The sequence below is a fragment of the Actinomadura sp. 21ATH genome, from assembly GCF_041951345.1.
Lineage (GTDB): Bacteria > Actinomycetota > Actinomycetes > Streptosporangiales > Streptosporangiaceae > Spirillospora.
Map to the genome: position 1 here is coordinate 187,855 of NZ_JBGNUR010000012.1, position 12,152 is coordinate 200,006.

The following is a 12,152-nucleotide window of genomic DNA, read 5'->3' on the forward strand; positions in this document are numbered from 1 at the left end:
ATCCGATCGCCCACCGGCCCCTCCGCACCCGATGAGCGGGCGAAACGTCCGGTGGAGGATCCTCACCCCCCGGCCGCCGCGCGCTCCCAGAGGGCCAGCAGCGCGGGCGGCCAGAACGGCCCCGGCAGGATCATCGTGCTCTCGGTGTCCGGATGGACGATCAGCGGGAACGTCCCGGCGGCCAGATACCGCCCCGGCACGTGCCGCCGCCCCACCAGCACGGTCGTCGCGTAGACCGGGAGGCTCCCGACCAGCGGCCGCGGCACCGGCGTCCGCGACGGGCGCGCGGCCGTCCCGGACCCGTTCAGCAGCCGCGCGAACTCCCGCAGCCCCGGATCGGCGGGCTCCGGCGGCCGTTTGAGCGCGAACAGCCGCGACGCGACCTCCTGCAGCTCCTCCGGCATCTCGTCGAACGCCGGGTCCGGACTGTAGATCACCAGCGCGGCCCGATCCCCCCGCCCCGGCCGGAACAGGGACGCGTCCGCCTGCACCACGCACCCCCACACGACCCGCCCCGAGGCGAGCAGCATCTCCTGGCTGCGCAGAACCTCGTGCAACGGATCACGCGGCGCCGCCCGCAACCACAGGGGCGCCCCCAACCGCCGAACGTCCCGCCGCCCGAAGTCCCGCGGCGCCACCCCGAACCGCTCCCGGCAGAGCCCAATGATCTCCAGCCCGACCCGCCCCATGCTGGGGACGATAGCCGCGCACCGCGGAACCTGAACGGCCGCCCTAGCCGTCCTGCCGAGTTCGGCCGGACCCCGAGCGTGGCGCTCGCGTCCGAAGGCGGACGCGAGCGCGAGCGAGCGTCTGATCGCGCCTGACGCCAAGGGTTACGCGATGAACAAGTGCGCCAGTTCGATTCGGGAGCGGATTCCGAGGCGGGCGAAGATGTTGCGGAGGTGGCCGTCGACCGTTCTCGGGCTGATGACGAGCTGGGCGGCGATCTCGCGGTTGGTGGCGCCGCCGGCGACGAGGCGGGCGATCTGGAGTTGCTGGGCGGTGAGTTCGGCGAGGGGGCCGGACTCCTCGGGGCGGCCGGGGGCGTCCAGGGTCTCGCCGGCGGCGCGGAGTTCGGCGCGGGCGCGGGCGGCCCAGGTGGCGGCGCCGGAGCGCTGGAAGATCTGCGCGGCGTTGCGGAGGTGGGCGCGGGCGTCGCGGGGGCGGCGGCCGCGGCGGAGGCGGTGGCCGTACAGGAGGGCGGTACGGGCCAGCTCCAGGGCGGAGTCGCCGTCCTCGTGCAGGCGCAGCGCGGCCTCGTAGTGTCCGGCGGCGGCCTCGTCGTCCTCGGCGAGGAGGGCGCGGCAGCGTTCGGCGAGCGCGGGGCGGCCGGGGCCGCGGGCCAGGCTCGCCCAGCGTTCGAAGGCCGCGAACGCGCGGTGCGCGTCCTCCGGGCGTCCGGCGCGTACGGCGGCCTCGACGAAGTGGGGGATGGCCAGGAGCCGCAGCATGGGGTGGCCGCTGGCGGCGCCGACGGGGTGGCGCAGCCGTGCGGCGGCGTCGGCCGGGCGGTCGTCGGCGAGGTCGAGGCAGGCCATCGCCCAGGTCTCCAGGGAGGTGGCGCGGACGAGCTCGCGCTGCCCGCCTTCTTCGGCGAGGCCGTCCAGGTGGCCGAGCGCGGTGTCCCGGTCGCCGCGGAACGCCGCGAGGAGAGCCAGCAGGGCGCGCTGCTCGATCACCTGGTTGCGCTGCCCGGCGGCGCGCGCCAGCCGGAGCCCTTCGCGGGCGGTGGACTCGGCGGCGGGGTAGCGGCCGAGGAGGACCTCGCAGTGCGCGAGGACGCCGAGCGCGCGGGGCTCCATCACGGCGCCCTCCCGGTCGCGCGTTCCGGCGACGGCGCGGGCGGCCAGGTCGCGGGCGCGCCGGTCGTCGCCGAGCACCATCGCGGCGGTGGCGGCCCAGGACTTGACCGATCCGTCGGGGACCTCGCCGGCGAGTTCCAGGACGCGGCGCAGCCGCCGGTACGCCTCTTCGGGCTCGCGCAGCGCGGCCGCGCGCATCCCCGCGAAGTAGCAGTGGACGAACTCCACGATCGGCGACGCGGCCGGCGAGGAACGCTCGGCGAGCGCGATCGCGCGCCGGACGAGGTCGCGGTGGCAGTGCCGGTCGCCTGTGGTGTCGGCGGCGGCGGCCGCGTGGAGCAGCGCGATGAGGGCCTGCGGCGGGTCGGCGTCCGCGAGGTGGCCGGCGGCCTCCTGGAGGATCCACAGCGCCATGACCGGCAGCCCGGCGACCATCTCGATCTCGCCCTGGAGGAGCGCGGCGCGGCCGAGCCGCACCGGGTCGGACGTGCACGGGCGGACGTGCCGCAGCATCGCGCGGGCGCGCCGGATCCGGCCCGCCTTCCAGGACGCCGAGGCGGCGGCGATGTACCGGTCGGCGCGGGTCCCGGGGTCGGCGGTGAGGGCGGCGGACCGCTGCCACGACCGGGCCGCCTCGCCGTGCCGGCTGACGCTCTGGAGGAACTCCGCCGACGCCGCCAGTTCGGCGGCGAGCGCCTCGTCCGGGCCGTCGGCGGCCGCGGCGCGGTGCCAGCAGCGGCGCGGCGCGTGCCAGCCGCGGTCCAGGACGCGGGCGAGCAGCTCGTGGACGGCGCGCCGCTCGGCCGGTGACGCGTCGGCGTACACGCTGGACCGGGCCGCCGGGCCGGGCATCTCCAGCCGCTCCCCGTCGGTCCGGATCAGCCCGGAGGCGCGCGCCCATTCGAGCTCGCGCGGGTCGATGCCGTCCTCGGACGCGGCGCGGGCGAGCGTGCCGACGTCCAGCCGGTCGTCGGCGGCGGCCAGCAGCACCAGCCGCCGCGCGCCGGACGTGAGCCGCAGGTAGCGGCGGCGGTAGTGGGCGCGCAGCACGCTGCGGGCGGGCAGCGCGCGCGGCGGCGGGGCGTTCCCGGCGAGCTGCTCGGGGGTGAACGCGGCGGCGAACTCGGCGAGGGCCAGCGGGTTGCCGCCGGCGAGTTCCGCCACCTCGGTGGCGAGTTCCTCGTCGACGTTGCCGGGGGCGAGGCTCTCCAGGACGCGGACGGAGTCGGCCTCGTCCAGCGGGCCGAGCGGGAGCCGCGGGAGGTCGGCCAGGCAGGCGCGGACGCCGGAGTCGGGATGCGCCTTCCGGGTGGCGAACAGCATCGCGACCGGAATGTCGGAGACGCGCCGTGCGGCGAACGTCAGCGTCTCCAGCGACACCCGGTCCAGCCGGTGCGCGTCGTCGATCCAGCACAGGACGGGACGTTCGGCGGCGGCCTCCGACAGGAGGGAGCAGACCGCCGCGTACAGGACGAGCGGCGGGACCTTGGTACCGCCGCCGCCGGTGACGGGCGCGAGAGCCGCCGCCTGGCCGCGCGGGAGCCGGTCGATCACGTTCGCGAGCGGGCGCAGCAGGCGGTGCAGCCCCGCGTGCGGGACGTTGCGCTCCTGCTGCACGCCGCGCGCCCGCAGGACGCGGAAGCCCTCGCCCGACCGGTGGGCGGCGGCCGCCAGCAGGGCGCTCTTGCCCGTGCCGAGGCCGCCGACGACGGCCAGTGCGCCGCCGCGGCCGGTACGGGCGGCGTCGAGGAGTTCGGCGAGCCGGGCCAGCTCGCGGTCCCGGCCGTACAGGACGGCCGGGGCGGCGCCGCCGGGGGGAGCCTCGGGGAGGCCGGCGGTGCCGAGGGCGGGCACGGGGCGGGTCAGAGCCGTCGTCATGGTCGAAGCGCCGGTAACCACGTCACACACTCTCCGTTCGCGTCGAGCGGGCGCACGAACCCCCGGATCCCCCGATCCCCCTTTGACAGTCGCTGTCGAGCCGGTTGCCCCGCCGTATCACAGGCGGAGGCCGCCGTCGAGATAGATGGTCTGGCCGGTGATGAACGATGCCTGGTCGCTGGCGAGGAACGCGATGGCCGCGGCGACGTCCTCGGGACGCCCCACGCGCTGGAGCGGGGTCTCCTCGGCCACCCGTTCCTGGAGGTGCTCGTGCGGGACGCCGAGCCGCCGCGCCGAGCGCGCGGTCAGCTCGGTGGCGATGAAGCCCGGCGCGACGGCGTTGACGTTGATGCCGAACGGGCCCAGCTCGATCGCCAGGCTCCGGGTCAGGCCCTGCACACCGGCGCTCGCCGCCGCGTAGTTGGCCTGGCCCCGGTTGCCCAGCGCGGTGACGGCGGACAGGTTGACGATCTTGCCGTACCGCTGCTCGGTCATCTGCCGCTGGACCGCCCGCACGGTGAGGAACATGCCGCGCAGGTGCACGGCCATGACGTCCTCCCAGTCGCTCTCGGTCATCTTCTGCAGCAGGTTGTCGCGGGTGACCCCGGCGTTGTTGACGAGGATCTCCAGCGTCCCGAACTCGTCCACCACCGCGGCCACCGCCTTGCCGACCTGGCCCGCGTCGGTGACGTCGGCCGTCACCGGGACCGCGCGGCCGCCCCGGCTCTCGACGAGGGCGACCGTCGCGGCGCAGCCGCCCTCGTCGAGATCCAGCACGGCGACCGACGCCCCGTCGGCGGCCAGCCGCAGCGCGGCCGCCGCGCCGATCCCCCGGGCGGCGCCGGTCACCAGGGCCGTGAGGCCGTTGAGCCAGGTCATCGGGTCAGCCGCCGGCCGGGGCGGAGTATCCCTTGACCAGCTCGGACTCCTTGGCCTCCTCCACCAGCTTGGTGCCGCCGACCGAGCCCTTGTCGGGCTTGACGACGTAGCTGGCCCGGGCGGCGGGCTTCGTCCACTGGCTGAAGTCCATCGGCGCGCCGCCGAAGCCCAGCTCGAACGCCTTGCTGGAACGGTGCGCGTTGACGATGCCGTCCCGGCTCAGGTCCTTGTTCGCGCACGCCTTCTTGAGCGCCTCGCCGACGATCGCGGCGGTGGTGTAGCCGGAGTAGACCGAGGAGTCGAGCGGCTGGCCCTTGTACGCCATCTGGTACTCGCCCGCGAGCTTCTTCATCGCCGGGGTGTCGGCGCTGAACGGCGGCGCGGCCGTGATGACGTAGTAGTCCTTCTGCAGCGCCGGGGCGACCGGCGTGGCCAGCAGCTGCTGCGCGAACGCGGAGTTGCTGGCCGCGAACGGCACGTCCAGCTTCGCCGCGGCGGCCACGCCGACCAGCGAGGCGGCCTGCTTGGGGCTGACGCTGACCAGGATCGCCTTGACGCCCGCCTTCTTGAACGCGCCGACCTGCGCGGTCATGTCGGCGTCGGTGGCCTTGACCTGCTGCTCGACCAGGCTGAGCCCGAGCTTGCCGGCCGCGTACTTGGCGCCGGCGAGCGCGCTCTGGCCGTAGTCGCCCTCCAGGAACAGGTGGCCGACCTTGTCGCCCTTCTTGAGCCCCTGCGTGCGGGTCAGGTAGTCGACGCCGTTGAGGATGTCGACGTCGTAGGTGGTGCCGGACATCTGGATGTACTTGCTGCCGAGCAGGGTGTGCGACCACGCCTGCGGGATGGTCAGCATGTGGTCGTTCTCCAGCCGCTGCTTCAGCGCCATCGTCACCGGCGAACCGATGACCTGTGGGATCGCGGCCGAGCGCGGGCCGATCTCGCTGTAGGCCGCCAGCGCCTTCTGGACGTCGTAGCCGTGGTCGCGGACGAGCAGCTCGACCTTGCGGCCGCAGACGCCGCCGGCCGCGTTGAGCTGGTCGTAGTAGAGCTTCTGGGCCTGGGTGACGCCCTTGCCGAGCGCCGCGTACGGGCCGGTCATGTCGGTCAGCGCCGCCACGGTGATCTTGTCCTTGGTGACGCCGGGGCCGGTCTTCACGCCGCCGGAGTCGCCGCCGCCGGCGGACTTGCCGCTGCATCCGGCGGCGCCGGCGGCGACGGTCAGCGACAGGGCCGCGGCGGCGACGGCGGTGGCCCGGCGCCGGTACATCGGTGCGTTCATGCCTTCTGCTCCTCAGGTTCCTGGACGATGGCGGGGCTCTTGGCGCCGCCGCGACCGGGCGCGGCGGCGGTACGGCGGGTACGGCGGACCCGGTGGGAGCGGGTGAACAGGCCGAGCAGGCCGCGGGGCAGGAACAGCAGCACGGCGACGAACACGGCGCCGTACACCAGCCGGGCCGCCTCGGCGGGCGCCAGGCCGGACGCGGCGCCCGGCTCGGCCACCATCGGCAGGCTGCCGCCGTAGCGGGTCAGCAGCGGCGGCAGGATGGAGACGAACACCGCGCCGAGCACGGCGCCGCCGACCGATCCCAGCCCGCCGATGACGATCATCGCGAGGTAGTCCAGCGCCAGCGCGAGCCCGAAGTAGTCGGGCACGGTGCGCTGGAAGACCAGGGCGAGCAGCACCCCGGCCAGCCCCGCGTACATGGACGAGAGCACGAACGCGCCCGCCCGGTAGCGGCTGACCGGCACGCCGAGCGCACCGGCCGCGATCTCGTGGTCGCGCAGGGTGTTGAGCGCGCGGCCGGGCCGCGAGCGCAGCACGCCGCGGGCGAACCAGGCGGCCGCGACCAGCACCGCCAGGCCCAGGTACCAGAGCTTCTCCAGCCCGCCGAACGGGATGCCGAGGATCATCAGCTGCTCGGGCGTGTCGGTGAACCGGAGGCCGAACAGCTCCAGCGGCGGCACCGACCGCCCGTTCACACCGCCGGTGACCGGCTCCGCGCGGAACAGCACGTGCTGGCCGATGAAGACCAGCGCGAGCGTGGCGACGCCCAGCGAGGCGCCCTTGAGCCGCCCGGCCAGCGGCGCGCAGATCCCGCCGGCGATCCCGGCGACGGCGACCGCGACGAGCGCGGCGAGCGCGGTGGGCAGCCCCATGCCGGTCAGGTGGTGGCCGGACACCGTCTCCGGCTCGGCGGCCAGCCAGACGTAGGAGTACGCGCCGATCGCGAGGAAGAACGCGTGCCCGATGGACAGCTGCCCGGCCGCGCCGGTCAGCACGTTCAGGCCGATCGCGCCGACGGCGGCGGACATCGCGAACAGCCCGGCCTGGAGCCAGAACGAGCCCGCGTAGAAGGGGAGGACGATCAGCCCGGCGAGCCCGGCGCCGAGCAGGGCGGCGGGAAGGCGGATCCGACCGAACAGGCGCTTGTCAGACACGGGCGGCCTCCCGCGTCCCGAACAGCCCCGCCGGCCGGGCCAGCAGCACCACGGTCATCAGCAGGTACGGGGCGACCTCGGCGAAACCGCCGCCGAGGATGGAGAAGTCGTTCTGGTAGCCGACCACCGCCGACTCCGTGATCCCGATCAGCAGCCCGCCGACCAGGGCGCCGGTGGTCGAGTCGACCCCGCCGATGACCGCCGCCGGCAGCGCCTTCAGCGCGGCGAACGACGTCGTACGGTCCAGCCCCGGCGTCGGGAACACGCACAGGAACAGCGCGGCGAGCGCGGCGAACGCCCCGGCCACCGCCCACGCGCCCGCGGAGACCCGGCCGAGCCGCACGCCCATCAGCGCCGCCGTCTCGCGCCGTTCGGCGGTGGCCCGCATCGCCACGCCCCACGAGGTGTACTTGAACGCCAGCAGGAACGCGGTGATCGCGACGACCGCGACGATGATCGCCGCGATGCGGGTCTGCGCGATCGTGACGCCGCCGATCTCCACCACGCGGTCGCCCCACGGGTCGCCGAGCGGCATCACCTTGGTGCCGATCCGCCGGGTCAGCTCGACGGTGAGGATGATGTCGACGCCGATCGTGACGATGCTGAGCGTGGAGTGCCCGCCCGCCGCGCTCGCCTTGAGCCGGCGCAGGATGAGCACCTCCACCAGCGCGGCGAGCACGGCGGTGGTGGCGATCCCGGCCAGCACCGCGGCCGGGAAGCCGATGTCGTCGTGCAGCTCCGCGATCACGTACCCGCCGGCCAGCAGCAGCGACGGGTGCGCGAAGTTGATGACCTCGGTGGCCTTGAAGATGATCACGAAGCCCAGCGCGATGAGCGCGTAGACCGCCCCGCTGGACAGCCCGTTCACCAGGACCTCTGCGAACGCGGTCACCGGTCCCTCCCCTCGTTCTTCTCGTCGTCGCCGGCCTCGGCCTCGGCCGGGGCGGGCTGGTCGGCGGCGCTGGTGCCGAGGTAGGCGCGGATGACCTCGGGGTCGCGCTGGATCTCGGCGGGCGGGCCGGTGGCGATGCGCTTGCCGAAGTCGAGGACGGTGACCTCGTCGGCCAGCCGCGCGACCATGTCCATGTCGTGCTCGACCAGCAGGATCGACAGCCCGAGGCCGGTCCTGACCTGGCGGAGCAGCGCGGCCATCTGGCGCCGCTCGCCGCCGTTCATCCCGGCGACGGGCTCGTCCAGGAGCAGCAGCCGGGGCTCCAGGCACAGCGCGCGGGCCAGCTCGACCCGCTTCTGCACGCCGTACGGGAGGAGGCCGGCCGGGGTGGCCAGGTACGCCTCGATCCCGACGAACTCGGCGATCTCCCGGACCCGCTCCCGGTGCCGGCGCTCCTCGCGGCGCCCGGCGGGCAGCCGCAGGCCGGCCGACACGAACCCGGTACGGGTGAGCCGGTGCCGGCCGAGCATGAGGTTGTCGGCGGTGCTGAGCCGCGGCGACAGCGCGATGTTCTGGAACGTGCGGGCGACGCCGAGCGCGGCGATCCGGTGCGGGCTGAGCGCGGTCAGCTCGGCGCCGCCGAGCCGGACGCTGCCCGTTGTGGCCCGGTACACGCCCGACAGCACGTTGAAGCAGGTGGACTTGCCCGCCCCGTTGGGACCGATCAGCGCGTGCAGGCTGCCGGGCGCGACGGTGAAGTCGACCGAGTCGAGCGCGGTCAGCCCCGCGAACTTCACGGTGAGGCCGCTGACGGTGAGCTCCGGGACGGCCTGCTCGGCGGTCTCGCCGCCGGCCCGCCGACCGTTGGACCGGACGTCCGTCCGGACGGCGTCGGTCATCCGGACCACCTCGCGAGCGTGCGCGCCGGCCCGGCCGCCGCGATCTCGTCCTCGGTGGCCTCCTGGGAGACGCCCAGGTAGCGGTCCCTGATCTCGGCGGACGCGGCCAGCTCGGCGGCCGGCCCCTCCAGCGCGACGGCGCCGACCTCCAGCACGTAGGCGTACGAGGCCAGCTGGAGCGCGAGCGTCGCGTTCTGCTCGATGAGGAGCACCGCGATGCCCTCGCCGTTGATCGCGCGGATCGTCTCGGCGATCCGGCCGATCATGATGGGGGCGAGGCCGAGGGACGGCTCGTCCAGGAGGAGCAGGCGCGGCTCGGCCATCAGCGCGCGGCCGATCGCGAGCATCTGCTGCTCCCCGCCCGACAGCAGCCCGGCGCGCTGCTTCTCCCGCTCGGCCAGCACCGGGAACAGCCGCAGCACCCGCTCCCGGGCGGCGGCGACGGACCTGCGGTCGCGGGCGCCGAGCGCGCCCGCGCGCAGGTTGTCGGCGACCGACATCCGGGCGAACACCTCGCGGCCCTCGGGGACCTGGACGACGCCCTGCCGGACGATCTGGTCCGCGCGGCGGCCGTGCAGGGCCGTGCCGGCCGCGGTGACCGCGCCGGACCGTACCGTTCCGCCGTGATACGGGAGCACGCCGGAGACGGCGCGCAGCAGCGTGGACTTGCCGGCCCCGTTGCTGCCGAGAACGGCGGCGAAGCCGGCCTCGGGCACCGTGAGGGAGACCTCGCGCAGGGCCCGCACCGGGCCGTAGTCGACCGTCAGATCGGTCACGGTCAGTGCCGGGGGGCTCATGCGAGAGCCCTTCCGCGCCCGCGTCGCTGAACGCGCACCTTTTGCCTCCTTTGGCCCCTCTGGGCAGTCGGGGGAGCCAAACATCAGCACGCGGCCGGAAGGCCGGTCTAGAGCGACGTTCTAATTGAGGGAGGCGACGCAACGTGCGGCCCCGCGGATTGTGAGGGACCACAATCCGCGCGTTGTGAGCGGTACGCGTCTGGTCAGGCGCCGCACCCCGATGGCACCATGGCGCCACCCCGAGGGGAGGAGGTGCGTGTGGCGATCACGACGTCGTCGCCGGACCGGTCCGGAGCCGCGATCCTGCGCAAGGCGGTCGCGCGGCTGTCCGACCGGCTCCCCGACCTGGCCGACCGGCTGGTGGCCGAGATCCTGCGCGGCGAGGACTGGGAGCGCCCGTCCGGCCTGCGCGACGACCTGTGGCAGGTCTGCCATGTCGGGCTGGGCCACGGCATGGAGGCCATCCTGGACCCCGGCCGCGGCCGGACCGACCTGGAGTGGGCGGAACGGCTCGGCCGCCGCCGCGCCGAGCAGGGCCAGCCCCTCGACCAGCTGCTGCGCTCGTACCGGCTGGCGGGCATGGTGTTCTGGGAGGCCGTCGTGGAGGCGGTCAGCCAGGACGAGCCCGCGCACGTGCCGACGCTCGTCCGGCACGCCACCCGCACCTGGTACACCATCGACGAGCAGTCCAGCACGGCCGCGGCCGCGTACCACCGCACCGAGTACGACCTGCTGCGCCGCAGCGAGGAGCGGGTGCAGGCGGTCGTGGACGCGCTGCTGGAAGGGCACGGCGTCGACGGCGGCCTGCTGGCCACCGCCGGCGAGGTGCTCGGGCTGCCCGAGCAGGGCCGGTACGCGGTCGTGGTCCTCGGCCAGTCCGAGATGCCCGACCGGCCCGGCGGCGCGGGCGGCCCGCTCGGCGACGGCACCGGCGCCGCGTCGGGGTCCACGGCCGGCGCGATCCGCTTCATCTGGCGGATGCGCGCCGACACGCAGGTCGCCCTGGTGGCGCTGGGCGGCGCGAGCCTGGACGAGCTGATAGAGACGCTGCGCCCGCACGTGCGCGCGCACGCCGGCGTCAGCCCGGTCGTCTTCACGCTCGCCGAGCTGGGCACCGCCCGCTGGCTGGCCGAGCTGGCGCTGCGCACCTGCTGGTCCGCCGAGCCCGAGATCGCGCTGCTCGACCGCCGGCTGCCGAGCGCGCTGGTGGTCTCCCAGCCCCGGCTGGCCGGCCGGCTGGGCCGTACCGTGCTGGGCCCGCTGTACGAGATCGACCCCGCGTACCGCGACGTCCTGCTGTCGACGCTCACCACCTGGCTGGCGTGCGACGGCTCGGCCGCCCGCGCCGCCGCGAAGCTGTACTGCCACCACAACACGGTGCTCAACCGGCTGCGCCGCGTCGAGCAGCTCACCGGCCGCCAGCTGGCCCGGCCGAACGACCTGGCCGAGGTCGTGCTGGCGCTGAGCGCCGTCCGGCTGCTGGACTCCACTCCGGGCCCCGGCCTCGACGGCTGATCCACGGCTCGCCCGGACCGTCCGGAAAGGCCGAAGGCGGCCGCGCGTCGCGCGGCCGCCTTCGGGTCGTTCCGTGCGGCTACGAGCTGGGGCAGGTGTTGCGGTACTCGGAGATCTCCCGCTCACCGGTGGGCGGCGGGCAGATGAACTGCTCGTAGCGGGTGTCGTTGTCGATGAAGCGCTTGAGCCACGAGATGCTGTACTTCGCGATCGTGGTGTTGGAGGTGTTGGGCGCGAAGTGGCTGGCGCCGGCCAGCTCCAGGTACGCCTTCTCCGCGCTCGCCGGGATGCTGTTGTAGAACGGCTCGGAGTGCGAGGTCACCGACGCGACCGAGTCGTTCTGGGCGCCGATGATCATGGTCGGGACCTGGATCCGGGACCAGCTCTTCGTCAGGTTCCACGGGGTGAGCGGGATCGATGCCTGGAGGTTCGGCCGGTCGTTGGAGACCTCCAGCGAACCGCCGCCGCCCATCGAGTGGCCCATCACGCCGAGCCGGGTCGCGTCGATCCGGCTGCGCACCGAGCTGCGCTGGGTCAGGTAGTCGAGCGCGGCGGCCAGCTGGTCGCCGCGGCTGGCGGGCTGGTCGTACCGGCTGTTGGTGTCGATCGTGAAGATCACGAAGCCCTGCGAGGCCAGCCGCGGACCGTACCAGGCCATGCTCGACTGGTCGGCGGTGAAGCCCGGCGCGACCGCGACCGCGCCGAACGTCCCCTCGCTGGTGCTGGTCGGGTAGTAGATCGTTCCGCCGCCGAAGCCGGTGACGCTCAGCGAGGACACGCTCGTCTGGGCGGTCGCGAACGGGCCGCGCGCCGCCTCGATGCTGGCCTCGGTCGGGGCCGGGCCGCGCTCGTACGGGTTGGCGGCGCGCACCGCCGGGGCCGCGGGAGCGGCCTGCGCGGTGGCGGGGACGGCGGCCAGGGTGCCGCCGGCCAAGGCGAGAGCGAGGACCGCCTTGGCCGCGATCCGGCCGCCGCGGCGGCGGCGGTGGGCGTACGAGCCCGGTCTGAGGGACGGGGCTTCGCCGGGGGTGATGCTGCGGGACTGCATGCC

10 protein-coding genes are annotated in these 12,152 nt (G+C 74.8%); 1 reads left to right on the top strand and 9 read right to left on the bottom strand.

The features are described 5' to 3' along the window. Nucleotides 1-62: 62 nt before the first annotated feature. The 8 genes from ACA361_RS29560 to ACA361_RS29595 all read right to left on the bottom strand — a co-directional run bounded on the left by ACA361_RS29560 (nt 63) and on the right by ACA361_RS29595 (nt 9,586). A complete protein-coding gene (locus tag ACA361_RS29560) occupies nt 63-557 on the bottom strand; it encodes a hypothetical protein (protein ID WP_375017311.1) in 495 nt (164 codons plus the stop codon). 276 nt (nt 558-833) lie between these two features. Further along, complete coding sequence (locus ACA361_RS29565) at nt 834-3,680, bottom strand: AAA family ATPase (protein ID WP_375017313.1); 2,847 nt, start codon at nt 3,678-3,680, stop codon at nt 834-836. Nucleotides 3,681-3,797: 117 nt separating this feature from the next. Next, entirely contained in the window at nt 3,798-4,559 is a 762-nt protein-coding gene (fabG, locus tag ACA361_RS29570; RefSeq protein ID WP_375017315.1) for a 3-oxoacyl-ACP reductase FabG, read from the bottom strand. Between the two features lie 4 nt (nt 4,560-4,563). Beyond that, on the bottom strand, nt 4,564-5,838 hold the full coding sequence (locus tag ACA361_RS29575) for an ABC transporter substrate-binding protein (protein WP_375017317.1): 1,275 nt from the start codon (nt 5,836-5,838) through the stop codon (nt 4,564-4,566). Next, the gene (locus ACA361_RS29580) at nt 5,835-6,998 is read right to left on the bottom strand and encodes a branched-chain amino acid ABC transporter permease (RefSeq protein WP_375017319.1); all 1,164 of its coding nucleotides are present in this window, start codon (nt 6,996-6,998) and stop codon (nt 5,835-5,837) included. The genes ACA361_RS29575 and ACA361_RS29580 overlap by 4 nt, the downstream gene beginning before the upstream one ends. Further along, nucleotides 6,991-7,890 (bottom strand): branched-chain amino acid ABC transporter permease, encoded by a 900-nt coding sequence (locus ACA361_RS29585; protein WP_375017321.1) that lies wholly within the window; start codon nt 7,888-7,890, stop codon nt 6,991-6,993. The genes ACA361_RS29580 and ACA361_RS29585 overlap by 8 nt, the downstream gene beginning before the upstream one ends. Then, the gene (locus ACA361_RS29590) at nt 7,887-8,789 is read right to left on the bottom strand and encodes an ABC transporter ATP-binding protein (protein ID WP_375017323.1); all 903 of its coding nucleotides are present in this window, start codon (nt 8,787-8,789) and stop codon (nt 7,887-7,889) included. Before ACA361_RS29590 ends, ACA361_RS29585 begins: the two co-directional genes overlap by 4 nt. Then, complete coding sequence (locus ACA361_RS29595) at nt 8,786-9,586, bottom strand: ABC transporter ATP-binding protein (RefSeq protein ID WP_375017325.1); 801 nt, start codon at nt 9,584-9,586, stop codon at nt 8,786-8,788. The genes ACA361_RS29590 and ACA361_RS29595 overlap by 4 nt, the downstream gene beginning before the upstream one ends. A 258-nt stretch (nt 9,587-9,844) precedes the next feature. Here ACA361_RS29595 and ACA361_RS29600 point away from each other — a divergent pair, with 258 nt between their 5' ends. Further along, nucleotides 9,845-11,101 carry a PucR family transcriptional regulator gene (locus ACA361_RS29600; RefSeq protein ID WP_375017327.1) on the top strand — a complete coding sequence of 419 codons (1,257 nt, stop codon included), beginning with the start codon at nt 9,845-9,847 and terminating at the stop codon, nt 11,099-11,101. Between the two features lie 79 nt (nt 11,102-11,180). On the opposite strand, the gene ACA361_RS29605 is transcribed toward ACA361_RS29600, so the two are convergent. After that, a complete protein-coding gene (locus ACA361_RS29605) occupies nt 11,181-12,149 on the bottom strand; it encodes an alpha/beta hydrolase (protein WP_375017329.1) in 969 nt (322 codons plus the stop codon). Between the last annotated feature and the right edge of the window lie 3 nt (nt 12,150-12,152).